The sequence below is a fragment of the Agrobacterium sp. 22117 genome (assembly GCF_052045735.1).
Classification (GTDB): Bacteria; Pseudomonadota; Alphaproteobacteria; order Rhizobiales; family Rhizobiaceae; genus Agrobacterium; species Agrobacterium cavarae.
Genome location: NZ_JBQEPP010000003.1, coordinates 105,018 through 127,397 on the forward strand (window position 1 = coordinate 105,018; position 22,380 = coordinate 127,397).

Below are 22,380 nucleotides of genomic sequence, written 5' to 3' on the forward strand. Positions count from 1 at the left end.
TTGCTCGGTGCCGTCGCCGCAAAATCAGCTTGTGGATGCGACGAGCAGCGGCTTGCCGACCGGCTTCTTGTAGACAAGGTGCACCACCTTGTAGCCTTCGGCCTTCAACTGGGTCAGCAGAGCGGGTAGCATGGTTGCTGTTCGCTTGTGGATGTCATGCATCAGGATGATGCCGCTGCCACGATGTCGGAGGGCGGCAATCGTGCGGGACGCGACGACGGCAGGTGTATCGGAGAAATAATCCTTGGAATCGACCTGGACGTCCATGATGACGAGACCGCGCTCGGACACCATGTGCCGGAGGTTGCGATTGTCCGACAGGTAAGGGAAGCGGAAGAACATCGCATCCGTCTCCGTTGCCTTAGCGACGGCCTTTTCACCCTTCGCCACTTCCGCCAGCGCCCGGTCGAAGGTCAGGTTGCGCAGGTTCGGATGGCTGAAGGTGTGGCTGCCGATTGTATGCCCTTCCGCAACGACCTTCTTGGCGATGTCTGGATAGGTCTGTGCCATTTCGCCAACCATCAGGAAAGTGGCCTTCACGCCGAACTCGTCCAACGTTGCGAGAATCCGCTCTGTCTTGCCCGGCACCGGGCCATCGTCGAAACTCAGCACGACTTCCTTATTGGCAAGCGCGATGTCTTTCAGCGATGACACCTCGATGTCGCGACCGGCTAGGCCCATCGGATTGCGAGGACGCATCCATGCCGCTGGCGATAGCGCGATCGGATCATGTGCACCTGCCGCGGGATTGTCGGGCATGGTAGCGGCGAAGGAGCTTTTCAGCGACCCTTCGGCCTGCGGCTTACCTGCGCAACTGGAAAGGCACAGCGCAATGGCTGCGGACACGAAGAGTGGGGAGAAGCGCATGAAAAGCTCGGCAAATCAGGGGTGACGTTGTTGCCGAGCTTTCTATGATTATGGTTAACGGCGCGTTACTTCCCTTGCTGGAAAGTAACGTTTGATTTATCCAGCCATGGCTTCTTCATATTCGCTGGACAACAACAGCCACTGTTCTTCTGCCGCGGAAAGTTTGGCCGCCGCTTCACCGCGCTGCTTGACCTTTTCTGCTGCTTTGGCCGGCGCCTTTTCATACAGCGTCGGATCGGCAAGCTCCGTGTCGAGCGCTTGAATCTGTTTCTCAAGCTTTGCCGTGAAGGATTCGATTTCGTTGATCTTTTTCTTCAGCGGCGCAAGCTGCGCGCGCTTTTCGGCATTGGCTTTGCGCTGATCCGCCTTGGACGCCTGATCACTTGCGGTTTCGACCTTCTCATCCTTCTTCTTGCCGGAGGCGATGACGATGTCGCGATACTCTTCCATATCGCCTTCGAAGCTCGTCACCGTGCCGTTGTTGACCAGCCAGAGACGGTCTACGGTGGCTTCGATGAGATGCCTGTCGTGCGAAATCAGGATCACGGCACCATCGTAATCATTCAGGGCCTCGATCAGCGCGCGACGGCTGTCGATATCGAGATGGTTGGTCGGCTCGTCGAGGATCAGCAGGTTCGGCGCGTGGAAGGCCGCAAGCCCCATCAGCAGACGGGCTTTCTCACCACCCGACAAATCCTTGGCAGCGGTCGACATCTTTTCCGTCGCAAGGCCCATCTGCGCAACGCGTGAGCGCACCTGCGCTTCCGCCGCCTGCGGCATCAGCTTGCGCACATGCTCAACCGGCGTTTCGTTGGGCACCAGATCGTCCAGCTGGTGCTGGGCAAAGAAGCCGATCTTCAGGCCCGGCGCGATACGCAGATCTCCCGCCTGTGCTGGCAGGCGGCCGGAAATGAACTTGGCGAAGGTGGATTTGCCGTTACCGTTGGAGCCGAGCAGGGCGATACGGTCGTCATTGTCGATGCGCAAGTTCAGACCTTTGAGGATCGGCTTGCCCGGTTCGTAACCGACGACACCGCTCTGGATCGCGACAATCGGCGAGGCGGGCTGCTTTTCCGGCTCCGGAAAGGTGATGGGCTGAACGTGATCCTCGATAACGGCGGCAACCGTGCCCATCCGCTCCAGCGCCTTGATGCGGCTTTGCGCCTGCTTGGCCTTGGAGGCCTTGTAGCGGAAACGGTCAATATAGCTTTGCAGATGCTTGCGCGCGGCATCGCTCTTCACCTTCGCCTTCATCTGCAACTCGTCGGCTTCCGCCTTCTGCCGCTCGAAGGAATCATAGCCGCCGCGATAGAAGGTCAGCTTCTTCTGATCCAGATGGATGATCGAATTGACGGCATTGTTCAAAAGATCGCGGTCGTGGCTGATGATGATGACGGTGTGGGGATAGCGACGGATATAGTCTTCCAGCCACAGCGTGCCTTCAAGGTCGAGATAGTTGGTCGGTTCGTCGAGCAGCAGAAGATCGGGCTCGGCGAAGAGAACCGAGGCGAGTGCCACGCGCATGCGCCAGCCGCCGGAGAAGGAAGAGGCGGGGCGCAACTGCGCCTCCTGATCGAAACCGAGACCGGCAAGAATGGCCGATGCGCGCGCCTCTGCCGAATGGGCGTCGATATCGACAAGTCGCATCTGGATTTCCGCAATCCTGTTCGGATCCGTCGCCGTTTCGGATTCCTGCAGCAGCGCTGCGCGCTCCTTGTCGGCCGCAAGCACGATGGAGATCAGCGAATCTTCCGTCCCCGGTGCTTCCTGCGCCACCTGGCCGATGCGCGCATGCTTTGGAATGGTGACGCTGCCACTTTCAGAGCCGAGATCGCCGGTGATGACGCGAAACAGCGTCGATTTCCCAGCACCATTGCGCCCCACAAGACCGGCCTTCACGCCGTCCGGCAGCGAGACGCTGGCATTGTCGAGAAGCAGGCGGCCTGCAATACGGGCGGAAAGGTCGGTAATCGTGATCATGCCAGCCTTTTGGCCGAGTTTACTGGCGCTTGCAAGATGGGAGAGAGGCAAGCCCCGCGCCATCATGGCCTTCTAGACAGGGGAGGTTGCCATGCCGTCACGAAGAACCTATTCATGAGCCGAATTCTCCAGCCCATCTTGAACCTTGTCAGGCTCGTCCTGTCTCAGGCGATCGTGCTCGGTGGTTTCATTCTTGTGCAGCGCATGGGCTGGCGGCTGCCATTTGGGCTTTTCGAAATCCTGCTGATACAGGGCCTTCTGTCGGCGCTGATCGGGCGGCTTCTTGGCCTCTGGTGGTTCTGGCTGCCGGTGCAAATCCTTCTGCCCTTCGCCGTCGTCTACAATGACGTCGTCCCGGCCTGGGCCTATGGCCTCGCTTTCATCGCCTGCGTGCTGGTCTTCTGGAATGGTGCGAAGGAACAGGTGCCGTTCTACATGACCAATCGCCAGACCTGGAGGGCGATCGGCGATCTTGTGGCGCGGGAAAATGCCCGCCGCGTTGCCGATCTGGGCAGTGGTGCCGGCGGCATCGTTACCTTCTTGGCGAAGCATCATCCCACCGTTCAGGTGGACGGTTATGAGACGGCACCGCTCCTGACATTGGTCTCCAAGCTCTGGGTAGCGTTCATCCGCCGTCCCAATGCGGCGATCCTCTATGAGAGCCTGTGGGATGCGGATCTTTCCCAATATGATGTGGCCTACTGCTTCCTGTCGCCCGTACCGATGCCCGGCCTTTACGAAAAGGCAAAGGCGGCGATGCGTCCGGGAACGATCCTGGTCTCCAACAGTTTCGAGGTCCCGGGTGTGGCGCCAGTCACGATCCTGGAGGTCGATGATGCTCGTCGCACGAGGCTTTTCCTCTACAGGTTCTGACCTTCGCTTCATGAGAACAACGTCTCTTCAAACTCCGTGATGGCTGGCATGAAGACTCGTGGTTTGATTTTCGCCGCATCAGCCTGTTCAATGGCGTCAGAAAAACAGGAGTGACCATGTCGATTACGCTTTACACGCTATGCGGCCGTGACATCAGCCGTCCGTTCTCGCCCCATTGCTGGAAAACCGTTTTGTCGCTGGCGCATAAGGGGCTGGATTTCGAAGAGCGTCCGCTCGCCTTCACCGCCATACCCGGCATCGAAAACGGTTTTTCGAAAACCGTGCCTGTCCTGCGTGACGGAGACAGACTGGTAAAGGACAGCTTCGAAATCGCGGTCTATCTCGATGAGGCCTATCCCGACCAGCCATCGCTGTTCAACGGGGAGGGCGGCAAGGCATTGTCTCGGTTCGTCGAAAGCTGGTCGCAGACGCAGCTCCATCCGGCCATCGTCAGGATCGCACTTCTCGATATTCACGACATGCTGGACGACCAGGACCAGGCCTATTTCCGCGAGAGCCGGACCAAAGCGCTGGGTGCCGCGCTGGAAGAGGTGATTGCCGAACGCGATGCGGAGATTGCCGCTTTTCCTGCTCGCCTTGAACCCATTCGCAAGATGCTCGGCCGCCAGCCGTTCCTTGGTGGTGAGAGCCCGCTCTTTTCCGACTACATCGTCTTCGGCGCGCTTCAGTGGTCGAGGGTCGCGAGCGGTGTTGACCTCTTCGCCGCCAAGGATCCCGTTCGCGACTGGTTCGAGCGCTGCCTCGATCTGCACGGCGCGAAGGGGCGCAGTGTGACAGCGGCGTGAAATGTCGCGCGGCGCATGCCAATTGCGGAGAGCCCCCTTGTTTTCGGGCGTTTGGGCGGGTAAACACCGCCCACTTTCTTTCTATGACAAGGAACCGCAATAATGGCGATTGAACGCACATTCTCGATGATCAAGCCGGACGCAACCAAGCGTAACCTCACTGGCGCCATCACCAAGGTTTTTGAAGAAAACGGCCTGCGCGTTATCGCATCCAAGCGCGTCTGGATGAGCAAGCGCGAAGCAGAAGGCTTCTACGCTGTTCACAAGGAACGTCCTTTCTTCGGCGAACTGGTTGAAGGCATGACCTCCGGCCCGACCATCGTTCAGGTTCTGGAAGGCGAAAACGCCATCCTCAAGAACCGCGAAATCATGGGCGCAACCAACCCTGCGCAGGCTGCCGAAGGCACCATCCGCAAGACCTTCGCTCTCTCCATCGGCGAGAACTCGGTCCACGGTTCGGATGCTCCGGAAACCGCTGCCCAGGAAATCGCTTACTGGTTCGCTGAAACCGAAATCGTCGGCTGATCCTATCGGCTGCAAAGCTGAGTGTTTCTGAAAACGGGGCCCGCAACGGCCCCGTTTTTTTGTTTTCGTTCTCTGCCGCAGATGCTGATCGGGCCAATTCTAGGGCACCGGGCAGTTTTGAACTGGCTTCATGTCCGTCGTGCCGTCACTGCGAAACACCTCTGGGTTTGGGGTATAGAGGGGACCGACCACAAGCGGCTTTGCCGGAAGCTGCGATTGATCCGTGTCGGATGTCACCTTGGTTTCAAGTGTCTGCATCACATGCCGATCGGGCGCTCTCAAGCGGATCGTTACCGTGTAGGGCCGGTCCTGCCTGACGCATTCCACCGGTGGGCTCTGAAGAACAATCTTCGAATTCTTGGGAAAAAGTCGTTCGGAGACCGTCAGTGCATCGCCGCCACGCGGGTTCTCGAACTCCGCCTCTATCACGCTTCCTTCTTCTATCGGTACCTGTGCTTGAAGCGTGACGAGATAGGTTGCCACCGCGACGCGGTAGTTGAAGACGAACATGCGCCCGGAAATTTTTGCGACATCCCTTTGCTCTTCACGCTGGCATCCTGCAAGCGCAAGCAGAATGAAGGATAGGGTCAACCATCTCATTCTGGGGTCTCCTTCTTGCGCTTGTAATGGCGGCTCGCCTTGCGCCGGTTGCCGCAGACCGCCATGTCGCACCAGATCCGGCTGCGGTTCTTGCTGCGGTCGAGAAACAGCCAGCCGCAATTGGTGCAGATGCGCATGCGACTGCGATCAGAGCCGTGAATCAAGTACAGTACGGAGTGGGCCGTTGCCGCGGCCAGTTCGTCCGCTTTCGCCGTCCTCAGCGCCGCGGCGCAGGCACTGAGAAGATCGGCAAGCAGCGCGTTGTCTTCCTCCCCTGTGGCAATCGCAGTGCGAAAGTAGCGATCTGTCGCCTCCCTCAGATCGATCAGCACATCTTCCGATTCCACAGGCGGCGGTCGTAAGGCAGTGGGCATGCCTTCTCTTTCGGCACACATCGCAACGGCCGCCTCGCAAAAGCTTTCGATTTGCTCGCTGCTGGCGAAACGGTCGATCGAGCGGTCGGCATCACCGCGTAGAATAACGGTGTTGGCGACATCCAGAGCGAGCGCTCCGCCGGAAAATCGATGCGGTGTCCAAGTGAAGGTCATGACATAATTATAACTGGTAAAATCAGTTTTACCAGTTAGATTGGCGGTGGGGAGGGCTGAGATGGCCTATTTTCTGCAGCAGATTCTGAACGCGGTTCCGATTGCAGCTCTCTAAGCCGCGCTGGCCTTCGGCTATGCCATCGCCTTTGCCATCACCAAGCGTGCCGATGTCACCTTTGGGGGAATTTTTGCTTTTGCCGGACTGACCTGTCTGCTCTTTGCCGATTTTGGCTGGAACCGGCTTTGGTTGACCCTTGCTGCCACATTGGCCTTCGGGGCGGTCGCTGGTCTCTTCGGCGGACTATGGGCAGGCTTTCTGATTGGCCGCGCGGTGATGCGACCTCTTGCCCGAGCCACGCCCAACGCGGTCACGGTGGCGTCGATCGGGTCGCTGATTGCGCTGATGGAGAGTGCAAGACTTGCAGCCGACACCCGTTCGCTCTGGTTACCTCCGCTCTTCAACGATCCAGTCCGGCTCTGGCAACAGGGCGATTTCTTCGTCACGACGACGCCGATGCAGATTTTGAACTCCGCCTGCTTTTGCGCTCTGATCGCGGCTGGCTGGCTGTTCCTTCGCTCGTCTCAGTTCGGCAGGCAGTGGAGGGCCGTTTCCGAAGATGCCTTCGCAGCGAAAATGATGGGAGTGAATGCGGGCAGGGTGTTTCTGCTTTCATACTGTGCCGCAGCGCTCGTTGCCTCGGTTTGCGGGGTGCTCGCCACCTTTTATTACGGCAATATGGATTTCGGCGCGGGTCTCACGTTCGGCTTGAAAGTCGTCTTGATCTCTGCTGCCGGCGGATATTCGAGCCCGCTGAAATCCGCAGCAGGCGCTGCCGCCATTGGTGTCGCGGAGACGTTCTGGTCAGCCTACGGAGCCGTCACGTGGCGCGATGCCGGTGTCCTCCTCATGCTGATCCTGTGGCTGATCGCGGCGCGCAGCGAACGTCCTGTATTGTGACAGGGATTATGGCCGAACATAAAAAAGGCCGGCGTCCATTTGGCGCCGGCCTTTTCGAAACCATCGGTATGTCTCGCGTCAGAAGGCGCTGTTGTTGCCGCCGAGGATGCTCTTGGCGATGCCGGCACCGGCAGGGCCACCCGAAAGCAGCTGCTGCAGGAAGGTGAGGTCCTTGCCGCCCGTCGGCGTGGTGCGCGAGATGCTGTCGAAGACCTTGCCGTCCTGAAGCGTGTAGTTCGCCTTCTGGGCGACAACGCCGTTCTTGTCGAAATAGATCGCAAGAATGTTCTGCTCGACGAGCTGCGGCTTCATGAAAGCTGCTCTGCGAACGCGCTTTTGCGAGATGTAGTAGAACACCTCATTGCCGAACGTTGCCGTCGTCGACGGCGTACCCATGGTCAGCAGCACCTGTTCGCGGCTCGAGCCGACGGGGATCAGCTGCAGCGACTGTTCGTCCAGCACATAGCCGTTATGGAAAACGTCCGTGGTGCTGGAGCAGGCCGTCAGCAGGCTCGAGGCAACAACAACGGCGATGGCGGCTTTGCTCAGAAACTTGGTCTTTCCGGCCGACTTCTGCTTGTTCACCTGCGTTTCCCCGACTGCGATCATGAATGGCACCTTCCGGCATTGCGTGTCGTACCGCTTCTGTACACACGATTATGTCAATCCGGGGACAGGAATTCCCCGTTTCACCATGGAATGCAACATGTTTCAGAAACCGGCACCGCCTCCTGGCGCCTATCCTTGACTGTTTCAGCACGATGATGAACGTGACTGACACGGCATTGCAATTCTCGGATGCTTCGGTAAACCAGCTTTGACAATCATGCAACAAGTGCGATGGGCGAGACACGATTTCGTCGGTCGATATTCGGATTTTTCGATGGTTTTTGGGCTTTTCAGAAAGAAAAACAACAATCGCGCCATCGTTGATCGCCAATATTCTATATTGACGCAGGCCGCTCGCCAGCCGGGCTTCTATCTGCACATGGGCGTTCCGGACACGGTCATGGGCCGTTTTGAAATGCTGGCGGTTGTGATGATTCTGTATTTTCGCCGCACCAAAGGCGCATCGGTCAGCGGCCAGGAAATCGCCCAGGAGATCGTCGATGCCTTCTTCCAGGATCTCGACCATTCGATGCGGGAACTGGGGATCGGCGACCAGGGCGTGCCGAAGCGGATGAAGAAATTTGCAGGCATGTTTTATGGCAGGCTGGAATCCTATGCCGCTGCAATCGACAGTGCGGATGCCCATGCACTTGCGGCAGCGCTCCGTCGCAATATATATCCCCAGGCAGATGAGGCCGCGCCGGATATGCGCGCGCTTTCGAAATGGATGATGTCGGCGTCGGAGATGCTGTCTGCGCAGCCGGAAGACGCTGTGGCGACGGGAACTGTCACGCTGCCTTCACCGGATTTGTGAGGTTTTCAATGAAATCGCCCCATGCGGCCAATGATGACGCGCCCTTTTCCTATCCCGTCAAGGTAGGTCATATTTCTGCCAATCCGGTCAGGATTGGTCTCGAGGCAAGCCCGGAAGAGCTGAAGGCGCTGGCAAAATTCTGGGATGTCCTGTCAGTGGACTATCTCAAAAGCGAATTGCAGGTCACCCGTTGGAAAAGGGACGGCATCAGGATCAAGGGTCAGGTGCAGGCCGGTATCACGCAGGCTTGTGTGGTAACGCTTGAGCCCGTTCCGAGTGTGATCGATGAAAAGGTCGAGCAGATTTTCGTGCCGGAAGGTTCGAAACTCGCGCGCATGACGACGAATGATGACGGTGAGATCGTGCTCGATCCGGACGGTCCGGATATTCCCGATCAGTTTGTTGGTGACACGATCGATGTCGGCGTGGTCGTTGCGGAATTTGCCGCTCTGGCGATTGATCCCTATCCACGAAAAGACGGTATCGATTTCGACGGATACGGCGAGAAGACGCCGATGGAAGACAAAAAACCTTCGCCCTTCGCGGTGTTGAAAGATTGGAAAAAAGACTGAATGCCTTCGTAAGAAGCGAACAATTCAGTTGTAAGGCTGGGCGGAAACGGTATTTTCGCCCGAAAATTACCGCGCGGCGGTCAGAAGGATCAGGGACGAGTGATCAGAATAGCAATTGACGTCATGGGTGGGGACCACGGCCCTGATGTTGTCATACCCGGTGCCGCAAAGGCACTCGAGCGGCACAACGACGTGACATTCCTGCTCTATGGGCAGAAGAGCAAGTGCGATCCTATTCTGGCGCAATATCCTCGTCTGATGGAGAAGTCCGAGTTCTTCGACTGCGAAGTCTCGGTTGCCATGGATGAAAAGCCTAGCCAGGCGCTTCGTCGCGGTCGTTACGTCTCCAGCATGTGGCGCGCCATTGAAGCGGTCAAGGTGGGCGAGGCGGATGTCGCCGTTTCTGCCGGCAATACTGGTGCGCTGATGGCCATGGCGAAATTCTGTTTGCGCACCATGGCGCGGATCGAACGTCCCGCGATTGCCGGCATCTGGCCCACGCTGCGCGGGGAGAGCATCGTTCTCGATATCGGCGCGACCATTGGTGCGGACTCACAGCAGCTTCTGGATTTTGCCCTGATGGGCGGTGCCATGGCGCGTGCGCTGTTCGATGTCGATCGCCCGACGGTCGGCCTTCTCAATGTCGGTGTCGAAGAGGTCAAGGGACAGGAAGAGGTCCGCGAAGCTGGTCGCCTCATTCGTGAAGCCGATCTCGCCACCATCGACTACCGCGGTTTCGTCGAAGGCGACGATATCGGCAAAGGTACGGTCGATGTCGTCGTCACCGAAGGCTTCACTGGCAATATTGCGCTGAAGGCCGCAGAAGGCACCGCACGCCAGATCACGACTTTGCTGCGTGAAGCGATTTCCCGCAGCTTCATCGCGAAGATCGGCTATCTTCTGGCCAAGAGCGCATTCGATGTGCTGCGGGAGAAGATGGACCCGCGCAAGGTCAATGGCGGCGTGTTCCTGGGGCTGAATGGTATCGTCATCAAGAGCCACGGCGGCACGGATGCGCTCGGCTTCGCCTCCGCCATCGATGTCGGCTACGACATGGTGCATAATGGCCTGACCGCCAAGATCGAAAATGATTTGAAAGCATACCACGCAAGAAGACTTCCGCCTCCGGCGCCTGAAGCTCTCGTGGTTGATGAGGAATAACCAATGATCCGCTCTATTGTACGTGGCTTCGGAGCGGCGCTGCCGAAGCGGGTTGTGACGAACCAGGAAATCGAAGGCATCGTCGAGACCTCGGACGAGTGGATCGTTCAGCGCACCGGCATCAAGCAGCGCTACATTGCAGGCGAGGGCGAGACATCGGCGTCGCTCGGCGAGGCTGCAGCCCGCGCGGCATTGCAAAATGGCGGGTTGAAGCCCGAAGACATCGATCTCATCATTGTTGCCACATCCACACCCGACAACACGTTTCCCGCGACAGCGGTAAACATCCAGAACCGCCTCGGCATCACTGGCGGCTTTGCCTTTGACGTTCAGGCTGTTTGCTCCGGCTTCGTCTACGCGATGGCGACGGCCGATCTCTATATTCGTGGCGGCATGACAAAGCGCGTGCTGGTCATTGGTGCGGAAACCTTCTCGCGCATTCTCGACTGGAAGGATCGCACCACCTGCGTTCTTTTCGGCGATGGCGCCGGTGCCGTCATCCTGGAAGCAGGCGAGGGCGAAGGCAAGACCTCCGACCGGGGAGTGCTGACCTCCCATCTGCGTTCGGATGGCGCGCACAAGGAAAAGCTTTACGTCGATGGCGGACCATCGACGACTGGCACTGTTGGTCATCTGCGCATGGAAGGCCGCGAAGTCTTTAAACACGCCGTCGGCATGATCACGGATGTGATCGAGGCAGCCTTTGAGGCCACCGGCACCACGGCAGAGGATCTGGATTGGCTCGTTCCACACCAGGCCAACCGCCGCATCATCGATGGCTCGGCGAAGAAGCTTGGCATTTCGCTGGAGAAGGTTGTCGTCACCGTCGATCTGCACGGGAACACCTCTGCGGCCTCCATTCCGCTGGCGCTCGCAACCGCTGCTGCCGACGGGCGCATCAAGCAGGGCGACCTCGTTATGCTGGAAGCGATGGGCGGCGGCTTTACCTGGGGCTCGGTGCTTCTGCGCTGGTAACGTTTCGGTGACGATCGACCGCATCGGCCCGAAAGTCGAAATCGATTTTCGGAAAAGCACGATGTGTCGATTCAAAAAGGTAAAGGCGTCCCTTGTTCGTCCAGTAGGACGCACGGCGCTTTAACGTAAACCCTTGCCATCATTGCCGTAAATCCCTAAACGATTCTGGAAACATTCCTTGACCGTTGCCGTCAACGGCAATAGTCTCAGGCGGTTTCCAGAACACAACAGAGATAAGCGCGGGGAAAAATGGCCGGTAAAACTGTGACACGTGCGGATTTGGCCGAGTCTGTGTTTCGCAAGGTGGGGTTGTCCCGAACTGAATCCGCCGAGCTGGTCGAAACCGTCATTGACGAGATCTGTAATGCCATCACCCGTGGCGAGGTGGTAAAGCTCTCCTCCTTCGCAACCTTCCAGATCCGTGAAAAGAACGAGCGTATCGGTCGCAATCCGAAGACCGGCGAAGAAGTGCCGATTTCACCGCGTCGCGTCATGACCTTCAAGGCCTCCAACGTTCTGAAACAGCGTATCCTCAAGGCCCACGCATCGCGCAAGGCGAAGCAGAAGACCCAGAAGCCCGGCTCATAAAGAGGCTTCTTTCGACGCTATCCACGCCCATTCTGGTACCTCACTGCTTTTCTTCCTGTGAACATACTTGAATTTCAACCGTCAAGCCGTTGAAATAAAGACGATTCGCATCATACCTTGTCGTGTGTTTTGCAAACCTGTCATTTCGTCGGGTGGGAGTTAAGCGTGGATAAGAGTCCAGACGCCTTTAGAACGATCAGTGAAGTTGCGGACGATCTCGATCTGCCGCAGCATGTGCTGCGTTTCTGGGAAACCCGCTTTCCCCAGATCAAGCCGATGAAGCGCGGCGGCGGGCGACGCTACTATCGCCCGGACGATGTCGATCTCCTGAAGGGCATCCGGCATCTGCTTTACGATCATGGATACACGATCAAGGGCGTGCAAAAACTCCTCAAGACCAATGGCAACCGCTTCGTCGCCGCGATCGCGTCTGGCGACATGGCGACCATGGAAGCCATCATGGCTGCCAGCGGAGAGAAGCAGACCGCGGAGCCGCGCGTCGTGCAGACGGACGAAGACGAAGTCGTGGGGCGTCCCAAGGCGAGGCCCAGCGGCCGCTTCTTCGGCTTCGGCGGTGGGTCATCCGACGACACGCCGGAAATTTCCATCGGCAAATCCAGCATCAGCAAGGATGATCGCGCCCTGCTGCAGGAGGCGCTCTTCGACCTTCTGGAGTGCAAACGCCTGCTCGACCAAGTGCGTTAAACGGCCAGCGGACGCATGGAGAGCAGTGCTCTCCGTAACAACCGCTGCCACAGACGTCTCAGTTTTGGCTTGTGAGAGAGTTGTGGATAACGCCGCGGCTTATGATCACAGATCGAATTTATCTCAAATGCCAACCTTTCGGAAACTCCTTCAGCGGATAATGCCCGCCTGAAAAGGAGTTGTTCTGTGAGCAAGAGAAAACCTTCAAGCCGCCGCGCCTCATCCAAGTCCAAGGGTGGAAGCGTCTGGTCCTGGTTGATCCTGTTTGGCGTGGCCGTCGGCGGGATTCAGGCCTATGAGCATCGCGACACCCTGTTGCCCAAGATGAAGAACGTCGTTGCCTCGACGTCCAAGAGCAGCGCACCCGCAACCCGCGAAACTGCTTCTGCCAAGCCTCAGTCCGCGCAGAAGCCGACGCAAACCGTTGCCCTGCCAACGTCTGGTGCACCCGTTCCACCACGCTCGATCGCCATGGTGGGTTCGCCGGCAGGTGCCGGTCAATTGCCTCCCGCAACATTGCCTTCGCCAAAGCCGCAGGTGGAAAATGTTTCGCTCGGCGCAAAGCCCGGCACCTTCGCCTTTTGCGGACGCTCCGGCCTCAACAACTGCGTCATGGATGGCAGCACCTTCTGGATGAAGGGCGTGAAGATGAAGCTTGCCGGCATCGAGGTGCCGCAGACAGATCAGGCCCGCTGCATGGAAGAGCGCGCCCGCGGCTTCACCGCCAAGGTGCGCCTGCGCGATATGCTCAATTCCGGCAGCTTCCAGGTGGCGGCTGGCGGGCAGGGTGCCGAAGTAAAAGCAGTTTCCAGGTCAGGCATGTCCTTTGCCGACCAGCTGATTCGCGAAGGGCTTGCACGTCGCGCTGGTTCCCCAAGCCCATCGTGGTGCGGTTAATTCAATTCCCCATAGACATGCAGTTGACCGGATGCGGTGACGCTGTGTAGATGGAAATGCAAGCGGGCGTGATGGAATGGTAGACATACCGGACTTAAAATCCGGAGCGAAAGCGTGCGGGTTCGAGTCCCGCCGCCCGTACCAAATCTTCAGCTTCTCCAGAACAGCGGCATCAGCAACACCAGCACGGTCAGGATTTCCAGACGGCCGAGCAACATCATCAGCGACAGCAGATAGAGTGCGGGATCGCTGATGGTGGAGAAGTTGCCGGCCGGGCCGATAATCGGACCGACACCTGGGCCGACATTGGCAAGCGATGTGGCCACACCCGATGTCGCGGTCAGGAAGTCGTAGCCCATCGCGCTCATCGCCAGGCTGCCGGCAATCCACAGTGCGATGAAACAGCTGAGAAACAGGAAGACGTTGCGAATGGTTTCGGCATCGACGACCTGCACGCCATAACGCACCGGATAGACGGCGTCCGGATAAATCAGCTTCCGCAAACCGGTCTTCACCACATTATAGACGATGACAAAGCGGTAGGCTTTGATGCCGCCAGCCGTTGAGCCGGAGCAGCCGCCCATGAAGGTGGCGAAGAAGGCGACGACCACGACAAACGGACCCCAGAGCGTATAGTCGTCGCTGGCAAAACCGCCGGTCGACAGGATCGATGTCATGTTGAAGAAAGAATGGCTGAGCGCAATGTGAAGCGACACGCCGTTTTGGATGTGATGATAGATGCCGACCGCCAGCGAAATCGCGCAGAGATAGCCGATGAACACGCGGATCTGCGGGTCATAGAGAATATCCATCCTGCCGCGCACGGCGAGCAGGATCATGACCGAAAAGGGCAGGCTACCAAGGATCAGGAAGAAAGTCGCGATCCACAGCAGCGCGACATTGTCGCCGAAATAGCCGAAGGACGCGTCATGGGTGGAGAAGCCGCCCGTCGCCACCGCCGACATGGCGTGATTGACCGCATCGAAATGGGTCATGCCGGCAAAATCGAAGGCGATGGTGCAGGCAATCGTCATCACGACATAGATGGCAACGAAGGCGCGTGTAAAGCTCGCCAGTCGTGCGAAAGGCCTGTCGCTGGCGGTGTCTGAGGATTCCATCCGAAAGAAGGTCATGCCGCCCACGCGCAGCAGTGGCAGGATGAAGAGACCAAGCGCCACGATACCGATGCCGCCGAGCCAGCAAAGAAGCGAGCGCCAGATCAAAATTCCCTGTGGTGCCTTGTCGAGACCGGAGATGACCGTGGAGCCTGTGGTGGTGATCGCGGAGATGGATTCGAACAGGGCTTGTGCAAAGGAGAGGTTGAGTTCGGAAAGATAGAGCGGCACGGCACCGACGAGCGAGAAGACCAGCCATAAGACATTCACAAGCAGGAAGCCGAAGCGCTTGTTGAAGGTCGGCATCGGTCCGCGTGTGGCAAGCGCACAGGCAAGAGCAAGCCCGCCGCACATGAAGCCGGAAGCGGCAAAAACGATCCAGTCGTTATTTCCGTAGTAAAGGTCCGTCATGGCCGGCACGACCGTGGAGGTTGCCATGTAGAGGCCGAAGATCGACGTAATATAGACGACGGCGCGCAGGAGATTGGCGTTCAAAAAAATCAAACCTTGATCGAGTAACGCGTACCGAAGTGGCGCAAAGAGTCTTTGTGTCGGGCTTGTTCCTATGGCATAGCGGGTGCCATCTGGAATTTCAATGGATTGAAAATCGTGGACAAACTGCTTGTAGAAGCCGCACGGCGAGAAGTTCGGGAAATCTTTCCCGAGACGCCGTTGCAGTTGAATGAACATCTCAGCCGTCGGTACGGAGCCGAGATTTGGCTGAAGCGTGAAGACCTCACGCCCGTTCGTTCCTACAAGATTAGAGGCGCGTTCAATTTCCTGCGCAAGGCCGTTGCCGGTGCCGGCAAGGAGAAGATCTTCGTTTGTGCGTCAGCCGGCAATCACGCCCAGGGTTTTGCTTTCGCCTGCCGCCATTTCGGCGTCAAGGGTGTGGTCTTCATGCCGGTCACGACACCGCAGCAGAAGATCGACAAGACGCGCATTTTCGGTGCCGAATTCATCACCATCAAGCTGATCGGCGATATTTTCGACCAGTGCTATGCAGCAGCACGTGCCTATGTCGAAGAGAATGACGGCTACATGGTGCCGCCCTTCGACCATCAGGATATCATCGAAGGTCAGGCAACCGTTGCCGCTGAGGTGATGGACCAGCTTCCCGATGGCGCAAAGCCCGATCTGGTCGTCATGCCGGTCGGCGGTGGCGGCCTAGCTGCGGGTCTCACCGGATATTTTGCCGGTACGGTCGCGCGAAACAACTTTGTCTTCTGCGAACCGGAAGGTGCGCCAAGCCTGAAGAAGAGCATCGAAGCGGGCGAAGCCGTCACGCTGAACAAGGTCGATAACTTCGTTGATGGGGCTGCTGTTGCTCGCATCGGCGACCTCAACTTCCAGGCACTCAAAGATTTCCCATCCGAGCAGGTCGAACTGATCCCGGAAAACGCCATCTGCGTCACCATCATCGATATGCTCAATCTCGAAGGTGTGGTGCTGGAGCCAGCGGGCGCGTTGTCGATTGCTGCTCTGGAAAAGCTCGGCCGCGAGAGGCTGGAGGGCAAGCGGGTGATCTGCGTCGTCTCCGGCGGCAATTTCGACTTCGAGCGTCTCCCGGACGTGAAGGAACGCGCCATGCGTTTCACCGGGGTGAAGAAGTACTTCATCCTGCGTCTGCCGCAGCGTCCAGGCGCGCTTCGCGACTTCCTTAATATGCTCGGTCCGGATGATGACGTTGCCCGCTTCGAGTATCTGAAGAAATCGGCCCGCAACTTCGGCTCGATCCTCATCGGCATCGAAACCACGTCTCGCGACAATTTTACAACTCTGTTCGAGCGTTTCGAGGCGGCAGGGCTTGGCTATGAGGATATAACCGAGAACGAAATCCTCGCGAACCTCATTATCTGATCGAACGCATCATTACGCCGGGCGCGATACAAGCGCTCGGCGCAACGACAACAGGAAGGGTAAAGCATGGCCTCGTTCTTCTCGAAACTCTTTTCCGGCTTCGGCTCCGGCCAGTCGGATGCGCCAAACAAGGCGGAGACGTCCGAACCGCATCAGCATGGCGAATACACCATCTACGCCACGCCGATGAAGGAAGGTGCGCAGTACCGCTTGGCAGGCCGTATCGAAAAGACTGTCGGAGACGATGTGCTTGTGCATGAATTTGTTCGCGCCGACGTGTTCACCAGCATGGATGACGCGGTTGAATGCACGGTGCGCAAGGGCAAGCTGATCATTGACCAGAACGGTCCGAACCTGTTTGCCGACAAAAAATAACGGCCGCGACAAGCGCGACCGTTGGTATCTTTCGAAAAGAAGCGGCCGGAGCGGCCGCTTTTTTATGCGGCCTTCGCCAGTTCTTCGACCTTGGCATTGGCGGCAGCAATGGCCTTTTCGGCAGCTTCCGGACCGAATGCCAGACCTTCGATACGGATGACTTCGACATCCGTCATGCCCATGAAGCCGAGAACCGTCTTCAGGTAGGGCACGGCATGCTCAAGCGAAGCGGCCGGGCCTTCGGAGTACACGCCGGCAGCGGACAGAACGATGTAGACCTTCTTTCCGGTTGCAAGACCGATCGGGCCGGATTCGGTGTATTTGAAGGTCATGCCGGCGCGCGCGATGTTGTCGATCCAGGACTTCAGACCCGAGTAGATCGAGAAGTTGATGAGACCGGTGCCGATGATGACAGTGTCGGCTTCCATCAATTCAGCCACGCGCTTGTCGGAGTAATCGGCAGCGGAGGCCTCTTCCGGGGTGCGCTGTTCGGCAGGCTTGCGAATGGCAGAGGTGGTGACGGAATCGAGATGCGGGATCGGGTTCTGGCCGAGATCGAGATGGGTGATCTGGCCGTTCGACTGTGCGTTGATCTTCTCGGCAAGATCGGATGCGAACTTGTTGGAGAGCGATTCATTGCCACGCGGGCTGGAAGTGACGAGCAGAATCTTCGACATTTTGGTGCCTCTTGGTCAGTCTGGGGAGGATGGTGCGAGGCGCGGCCCCGCTTGGTTGACTTGGTTATCGGCCAGTTTTGCCATCTAGAAAACTGTGATAATCTGAAATCTATCTATCGATAAAATGGATGGGACATGGACGCCAACCCGACCCTTGACCAGTTGCAGGTCTTCTTGACCGTTGCCGAAACGGGAAGCTTTTCAGCCGCTTCGCGCGTGCTCAACCGCGCGCAATCGGTGGTGAGTTACACCATTGCCAATCTTGAGGCGCAGCTTGAGGTCAGCCTTTTCGAGCGCAGCGGCCGCCAGTCGAAACTGACCGACGAGGGCCGCGCCATGCTGGAGGATGCGCGAAGAATCGTAGCCGGATTGCAGGAAATGCGATCACGCGCCAAAGGGCTGAAGCAGGGCCTTGAGGCAGAGGTCTCCCTCGTTCTCAGCACCATGGTTCCAGCCGAGGCCGTGGTAGAGGTTCTTCGTGAATTCCGGGAGGAATTCCCGACCGTGTCGCTCACCCTCAATGTCGGTGAATTGGGTATGGTCATGGAGATGGTGAGAAGCCGTAAAGCGCTAATCGGCATTGGCGGGGCGGTCTCACAGCAGGATGATGGTCTGGTCCTCGAAAAGATCGGTCACTCCTTCATGGTACCCGTCGCGGCCAGTGACCACGCCCTGGCAAAATTGCACCGCCCGGTGACACTCGCCGATGTCCGTGAAGAGGTGCAGATGGTGGTGATGGACATGTCGGGGCTGACCAACGGCCGCGACTTCAATGTCCTGTCCTACAAGACATGGCGAGTCAGCGACATCGCGACGAAATACCAGTTGATCAAGGGTGGTCTTGGTTGGGGTGGGCTGCCCGCATCGCTGGTCAGGACCGACATCATGAATGGCAGTCTCAAGGTGCTTGACCTCGACGCCTACGAACTCGGCGAATATCCGCTATATTCCCTGCGAAAGGCCGATACGCCTGCGGGTCCGGCAAGCCAATGGCTGATCGATGGCTTTGAAAAGCGGCTGTCGAAATGCCCGGACAATAAGAGCTTCATGAACATCGTCCGCCCCATGCCCTTGAAAGACGCTGCCGAGTAAAGGCTTCTCCTTGCTCAGCAGAAAATCGAAGCGCCACAGCGTCGAGAAGTGGCGGCGACAGAACTGCCGCCGCCACGACCATTAGCCGAGCATCAGACGGAACTTGGCAAAGCCTTCGGCGCCATCGCCAGCGTCCTCGATCTTGGCACCCTTCACATCCTTGGCATATTGACGACCCTTCGGGCCTGTCTCGAAAATGGCTGTCGTGTCCGCCACCTTTGCGAAAGACCAGTTGTCGTCAGCCGATGGATTGATCGTGCCCTGATTCATGATGTAGCGCACGATCACGTCGCGGTTGGTATCGGGGGCGACGAAGATGATCTTGTCGCTGCCGATCGCCGGGAACTTGCCGCCGCCGCTGGCGCGGTAATTATTCGTGGCAACAACGAATTTCTGTTCCGGGTCAATCGGCTTGCCTTGGAACTGCAGATTGACGATGCGGCTGCTGTCCGGATTGACCGCCTTGCCATCCTTGTCGAACTTCGCAGGCTTCGACACATCGATCTGGTAGGTGACACCATCAATCACGTCGAAATTGTAGGACGGGAAGTCGCTGCTCAGCAGGGGAGCGTCCTTGGAACCGGCTTTGACGGTATTGAACATGCCAGCCGACATTTCCAGCCAGTCCTTGACCTGCGCGCCGTTGATGAGGACGGCCTGCACCGTGTTTGGATAAAGATACAAGTCGGCGACATTCTTGATCGCAATGTCACCGGCAGGGACATCCGTATAATAGTCGGCGCCGCCACGACCGCCAGACTTGAAGGGCGCGGCTGCGGAAAGCACCGGCAGGTCCTTGTACTGGCCTTCCTTCAGCATATCCTTGATGTACCAGGTCTGTGCATTGGAGACGATCTGTACGGACGGATCGTCCGCCACCAGCGCGAAATAGGAATAGAGCGGCGCAGAGCTCTTGCCGACGGGACGACGCACATAGGCGAGTGCTCCCTCGTGATCAGTCTTGACCGCTTCGATCACCTCGGGCTTGTCCTTCACATCGGCCACGATCTTGCGGTTGTCGTCGCGGTGGTAGATGGGACGGGCTTCCGAGGTGAAGTCGACGATCTTCCAGCTCTTGCCGTCCTTTTCGAGCAGGAGATCGATGAGGCCCATATGCGAGCCCCAGAAGCCCGCCATGACGGCGGGCTTGCCCATCAGCGTGCCCTTGACGGGATCGGCGCCCTCGATGCCATCCCATGTCTTCGGGCCGGGGAAGACCAGATGCTGGTGACCGGTAAATACCGCATCGATCCCTTGAACGCCTGCGAGATAAAGCGACGCATTTTCCATACGCTCGCTCTGGCCTTTGCCCTCGATACCGGAGTGGGAGAGGGCAATGACGATATCGGCGCCCTGTTCCTTCATCACCGGCACCCAGGCCTTTGCAGCATCGACGATGTCGCGCGTCTGCGCCTTGCCTTCAAGGTTCTTCGCGTCCCACATCATGATCTGCGGCGGTACAAAGCCGATGATGCCGACCTTGATCGGGCTTGTCGTGCCGGACCCATCGCGGATTTGCTTTTCCAGGATCACATAGGGCTTGAAGTAGAGCTCGTCCTGCTTCGGATCGGACGCCAATTGACCCTTGGTCAGGTTGGCGCAGACATAAGGGAATTTTGCCCCGCCCAGCGTGTTGAACATGAAGTCTAGGCCGTAGTTGAACTCGTGATTGCCGAGCGTGCCGCAATCATAACCGAGCACGTTCATGGCATTGATGACCGGGTGCTTGTCGCCCGCTTTCATGCCGCGCTCATAGGCGATGTAATCGCCAAGCGGGTTGCCCTGAAGAAAGTCGCCATTATCGACCAGCATGGAGTTGCCGGCTTCGGCACGCACGGCATCGATCAGCGATGCCGTCCTTGCCAAACCCAGCGTGTCGTTCGGCTTGTCGGCATAGTAGTCGTAAGGGAAGACGTGGACGTGGATATCGGTGGTTTCCATGATGCGCAGATGCGCCTGGTTGCCCGCAGCACGCGCCGCAAAAGGATGCAGCATGACGAAGGCGGACGAAGCCGCAATGCCGCTGAGAAGCGAACGGCGCGTGATAGGGTGAAGGCCGATAAGGGAAGACATGGAAACTCCTGATCTCAAAATACGATGACCTGTCTCAACCGCGACAAGGTAAAACGAATTGCTGAGGAGTCTACCAGCAAAATGACGCGTGTATGACGCAACCCATCCCGACAGTCGCATGAGCGAAATTTAATGTATCCCACACCGGCCTCGTCCTGGCTCATGCTCTGTCGATGCGGCACTGGAAGCAATTGTTGCGTGCCGAGCGTACATGCACATAGGCGACGTCCGGCCTTTCAAGCAGTTCCTGCGCGCGCGCCACGATCTTAGCCGTGGGTGTGACCGCACCCGTTCCGTAGACGATGCGGTCACCCGCATCGTAGCCCCGGACAATGTAGTCCGAACTGTTCAGCATTGGAGGTGGTACCTGTGCGGAATCATAAGACCCGCAGTCTTCCGCATGAATGAAAATCGGCCCGGTCTCGGCGTAAGGCTGCAGATGACGAAAGGGCCGGTAGGAGATTAGCAGGGCCGAGTCTCCACCCTTGATCAGACCGAGGCAGGCGCGGCAGGGCAGATCTGCTGAGGCGATCATTCGTTCAGGCACTTGGCCGTTCGAATCTCGTTCTCCAAGCCTGATGGCATCGACGTGGTCTTTGGGTATTGCGGTGAATAGGATGGCGGTCATGGTGGCTCCTTGCGACCTCGTTCAGTTGCTTCTTTGTCGCTATGGCTGCCAAACAAATCTCTATCCACCCGTTTCTTGCCGGTAAGCGAAACCAACCCATTGCGTGGACCGTTCTGTTTAGCGATCTATGCTGCGTCCTCGTTCTGGAAAGTTGACGTCAATGCTGCGAAGGTTTCGAGCCGTTCTTTCGGTCGCTTTTTTAGTGTCCGCCTTGCCGTCTGCGCATGCGCAGGTTGCGCCCGCACTTGACGATCTTTCAGACGAGCAGTTGCAGCAGACGGTCAATTTCGTCATCGGCAATGCCGTATTCGGCGTCTATCACGAAGCCGCCAAGATGCTGATCTCCGATTTCAGCCTTCCCGATGCGGACGACGGTCGCAATACCGCAGACCAGCTTGCCGGCACGATCATGCTGGAAGCCAACCAGGAGTGGCTGGATACGGCCATCGTCAATGCAACCGATAGCTGGTATCTCGCGCGTAGCTCAGGAGAGCTTCCCGAGCATAATGCGCCGCTGTATAGCGTTCTTGTCCCGAATGTCGCCCGCGACCGCCAGATGGCCTGCCTCATGGTCGGTAAGGACAATGAAGGCTACGGCGACCTTGCAGAATTGATGGGGCTGCCGAAGGATGAGTGGAAGGCATGCGAAGTGGCCTATCCGCAGACCGTGGCGCGCTGGAGCGACTTACTCAAACCCCATGTGAAGACGCCGGGCACGACGAAATTCGACATACGATATGAGCCTGCGCGCGATCCGTTTCTGGATATCTATGCGACGATGGTGAAGGAATCGAAGGTTCTCGATCTCATCGCCCGCGAATTTAGTGCTTATGAGCTCAAGGGCACGGTAAAGCTGACGGCCAGAAGCTGCGGGCGGCCGGATGCCTATTGGTCCGAGGAACGCCGCGAGATCACCTATTGCTATGAGCTTGCAAGATTTCACGGCGAGCTGATCGCTGCCCATCTTCTTGCAACCAATGGCGACCGTGGCGACGCACCTGCGAAAGAAATCCCGACCGCCGTCAATCTCGGCCAGGAGCTTTAAGAGCTGAGGCTCGATCTCGTAGAGCGAAGGCGAAGTA

Annotated in this window: 24 protein-coding genes and 1 tRNA gene; 16 read left to right on the forward strand and 9 right to left on the reverse strand. The window is 58.0% G+C overall.

From position 1 onward, the window contains the following. Positions 1–24 precede the first annotated feature (24 nt). Together ACTJKV_RS08950 and ACTJKV_RS08955 are read right to left on the reverse strand one after the other, a co-directional pair. On the reverse strand, positions 25–867 hold the full coding sequence (locus ACTJKV_RS08950) for a polysaccharide deacetylase family protein (protein ID WP_112359618.1): 843 nt from the start codon (positions 865–867) through the stop codon (positions 25–27). Positions 868–963: 96 nt separating this feature from the next. Further along, positions 964–2,847, reverse strand: a complete 1,884-nt coding sequence (locus ACTJKV_RS08955) for an ABC-F family ATP-binding cassette domain-containing protein (protein ID WP_440598613.1) — start codon at positions 2,845–2,847, stop codon at positions 964–966. A 114-nt stretch (positions 2,848–2,961) separates the two neighbouring features. On the opposite strand from ACTJKV_RS08955, the gene ACTJKV_RS08960 reads away from it, so the two are divergent. From ACTJKV_RS08960 to ndk, 3 genes are all read left to right on the forward strand, one after another. Further along, positions 2,962–3,720, forward strand: a complete 759-nt coding sequence (locus ACTJKV_RS08960; protein WP_112359620.1) for a class I SAM-dependent methyltransferase — start codon at positions 2,962–2,964, stop codon at positions 3,718–3,720. 116 nt (positions 3,721–3,836) lie between these two features. Then, complete coding sequence (locus ACTJKV_RS08965; RefSeq protein WP_162686475.1) at positions 3,837–4,526, forward strand: glutathione S-transferase family protein; 690 nt, start codon at positions 3,837–3,839, stop codon at positions 4,524–4,526. A 102-nt stretch (positions 4,527–4,628) separates the two neighbouring features. Continuing rightward, positions 4,629–5,051: a nucleoside-diphosphate kinase gene (gene ndk, locus ACTJKV_RS08970; RefSeq protein ID WP_062425595.1), complete on the forward strand. Its 423-nt coding sequence runs from the start codon at positions 4,629–4,631 to the stop codon at positions 5,049–5,051. A gap of 99 nt (positions 5,052–5,150) precedes the next feature. Here the strand turns inward: ndk and ACTJKV_RS08975 are convergent, their stop codons facing one another. Next, a complete protein-coding gene (locus ACTJKV_RS08975; protein ID WP_274103742.1) occupies positions 5,151–5,651 on the reverse strand; it encodes a hypothetical protein in 501 nt (166 codons plus the stop codon). Then, the gene (locus ACTJKV_RS08980; protein WP_113225419.1) at positions 5,648–6,199 is read right to left on the reverse strand and encodes a CGNR zinc finger domain-containing protein; all 552 of its coding nucleotides are present in this window, start codon (positions 6,197–6,199) and stop codon (positions 5,648–5,650) included. Before ACTJKV_RS08980 ends, ACTJKV_RS08975 begins: the two co-directional genes overlap by 4 nt. A gap of 121 nt (positions 6,200–6,320) precedes the next feature. Between ACTJKV_RS08980 and ACTJKV_RS08985 the strand changes: the two genes are divergently transcribed. Further along, the gene (locus tag ACTJKV_RS08985) at positions 6,321–7,157 is read left to right on the forward strand and encodes a branched-chain amino acid ABC transporter permease (protein WP_274103805.1); all 837 of its coding nucleotides are present in this window, start codon (positions 6,321–6,323) and stop codon (positions 7,155–7,157) included. Between the two features lie 78 nt (positions 7,158–7,235). Here the strand turns inward: ACTJKV_RS08985 and ACTJKV_RS08990 are convergent, their stop codons facing one another. Continuing rightward, positions 7,236–7,766 carry an outer membrane protein assembly factor BamE gene (locus ACTJKV_RS08990; RefSeq protein ID WP_062598204.1) on the reverse strand — a complete coding sequence of 177 codons (531 nt, stop codon included), beginning with the start codon at positions 7,764–7,766 and terminating at the stop codon, positions 7,236–7,238. Between the two features lie 274 nt (positions 7,767–8,040). Between ACTJKV_RS08990 and ACTJKV_RS08995 the strand changes: the two genes are divergently transcribed. From ACTJKV_RS08995 to ACTJKV_RS09030, 8 genes are all read left to right on the forward strand, one after another. Beyond that, complete coding sequence (locus ACTJKV_RS08995) at positions 8,041–8,580, forward strand: ubiquinol-cytochrome C chaperone family protein (RefSeq protein ID WP_274103741.1); 540 nt, start codon at positions 8,041–8,043, stop codon at positions 8,578–8,580. An 8-nt stretch (positions 8,581–8,588) separates the two neighbouring features. Further along, a complete protein-coding gene (locus ACTJKV_RS09000) occupies positions 8,589–9,152 on the forward strand; it encodes a YceD family protein (protein ID WP_062425589.1) in 564 nt (187 codons plus the stop codon). A gap of 99 nt (positions 9,153–9,251) precedes the next feature. Further along, a complete protein-coding gene (plsX, locus tag ACTJKV_RS09005; protein ID WP_062425588.1) occupies positions 9,252–10,313 on the forward strand; it encodes a phosphate acyltransferase PlsX in 1,062 nt (353 codons plus the stop codon). Between the two features lie 3 nt (positions 10,314–10,316). Next, positions 10,317–11,288 (forward strand): beta-ketoacyl-ACP synthase III, encoded by a 972-nt coding sequence (locus tag ACTJKV_RS09010; protein ID WP_440598614.1) that lies wholly within the window; start codon positions 10,317–10,319, stop codon positions 11,286–11,288. A 249-nt stretch (positions 11,289–11,537) separates the two neighbouring features. Then, positions 11,538–11,876, forward strand: a complete 339-nt coding sequence (locus tag ACTJKV_RS09015) for an integration host factor subunit alpha (protein WP_062425586.1) — start codon at positions 11,538–11,540, stop codon at positions 11,874–11,876. Between the two features lie 165 nt (positions 11,877–12,041). After that, on the forward strand, positions 12,042–12,581 hold the full coding sequence (locus tag ACTJKV_RS09020; RefSeq protein ID WP_274103738.1) for a MerR family transcriptional regulator: 540 nt from the start codon (positions 12,042–12,044) through the stop codon (positions 12,579–12,581). A 186-nt stretch (positions 12,582–12,767) separates the two neighbouring features. Then, positions 12,768–13,478, forward strand: coding sequence for a nuclease (locus ACTJKV_RS09025; RefSeq protein ID WP_440598615.1), 711 nt, complete (start codon positions 12,768–12,770; stop codon positions 13,476–13,478). A 62-nt stretch (positions 13,479–13,540) separates the two neighbouring features. After that, positions 13,541–13,622: transfer RNA gene (locus ACTJKV_RS09030), tRNA-Leu, on the forward strand. A 5-nt stretch (positions 13,623–13,627) separates the two neighbouring features. Here the strand turns inward: ACTJKV_RS09030 and ACTJKV_RS09035 are convergent. Next, positions 13,628–15,088 carry a TrkH family potassium uptake protein gene (locus tag ACTJKV_RS09035; protein ID WP_440598616.1) on the reverse strand — a complete coding sequence of 487 codons (1,461 nt, stop codon included), beginning with the start codon at positions 15,086–15,088 and terminating at the stop codon, positions 13,628–13,630. A gap of 114 nt (positions 15,089–15,202) precedes the next feature. On the opposite strand from ACTJKV_RS09035, the gene ilvA reads away from it, so the two are divergent. Both ilvA and ACTJKV_RS09045 read left to right on the forward strand, forming a co-directional pair. Continuing rightward, the gene (gene ilvA, locus ACTJKV_RS09040; protein WP_062425583.1) at positions 15,203–16,453 is read left to right on the forward strand and encodes a threonine ammonia-lyase; all 1,251 of its coding nucleotides are present in this window, start codon (positions 15,203–15,205) and stop codon (positions 16,451–16,453) included. A 66-nt stretch (positions 16,454–16,519) separates the two neighbouring features. Further along, positions 16,520–16,828 carry an HlyU family transcriptional regulator gene (locus tag ACTJKV_RS09045; protein ID WP_113225424.1) on the forward strand — a complete coding sequence of 103 codons (309 nt, stop codon included), beginning with the start codon at positions 16,520–16,522 and terminating at the stop codon, positions 16,826–16,828. Positions 16,829–16,890: 62 nt separating this feature from the next. Here the strand turns inward: ACTJKV_RS09045 and ACTJKV_RS09050 are convergent, their stop codons facing one another. Continuing rightward, the gene (locus ACTJKV_RS09050) at positions 16,891–17,505 is read right to left on the reverse strand and encodes an FMN-dependent NADH-azoreductase (RefSeq protein WP_062425581.1); all 615 of its coding nucleotides are present in this window, start codon (positions 17,503–17,505) and stop codon (positions 16,891–16,893) included. A gap of 135 nt (positions 17,506–17,640) precedes the next feature. Between ACTJKV_RS09050 and ACTJKV_RS09055 the strand changes: the two genes are divergently transcribed. Further along, complete coding sequence (locus tag ACTJKV_RS09055) at positions 17,641–18,597, forward strand: LysR family transcriptional regulator (protein ID WP_440598617.1); 957 nt, start codon at positions 17,641–17,643, stop codon at positions 18,595–18,597. A gap of 81 nt (positions 18,598–18,678) precedes the next feature. Here ACTJKV_RS09055 and ACTJKV_RS09060 read toward each other — a convergent pair whose 3' ends face one another. Together ACTJKV_RS09060 and ACTJKV_RS09065 are read right to left on the reverse strand one after the other, a co-directional pair. Next, entirely contained in the window at positions 18,679–20,670 is a 1,992-nt protein-coding gene (locus tag ACTJKV_RS09060) for a bifunctional 2',3'-cyclic-nucleotide 2'-phosphodiesterase/3'-nucleotidase (RefSeq protein WP_113272249.1), read from the reverse strand. Positions 20,671–20,830: 160 nt separating this feature from the next. Continuing rightward, positions 20,831–21,298 carry a DUF1203 domain-containing protein gene (locus ACTJKV_RS09065; protein ID WP_440598618.1) on the reverse strand — a complete coding sequence of 156 codons (468 nt, stop codon included), beginning with the start codon at positions 21,296–21,298 and terminating at the stop codon, positions 20,831–20,833. Between the two features lie 202 nt (positions 21,299–21,500). Here ACTJKV_RS09065 and ACTJKV_RS09070 point away from each other — a divergent pair, with 202 nt between their 5' ends. After that, positions 21,501–22,343: a DUF4344 domain-containing metallopeptidase gene (locus ACTJKV_RS09070; RefSeq protein WP_440598710.1), complete on the forward strand. Its 843-nt coding sequence runs from the start codon at positions 21,501–21,503 to the stop codon at positions 22,341–22,343. The last annotated feature ends 37 nt before the right edge of the window (positions 22,344–22,380 follow it).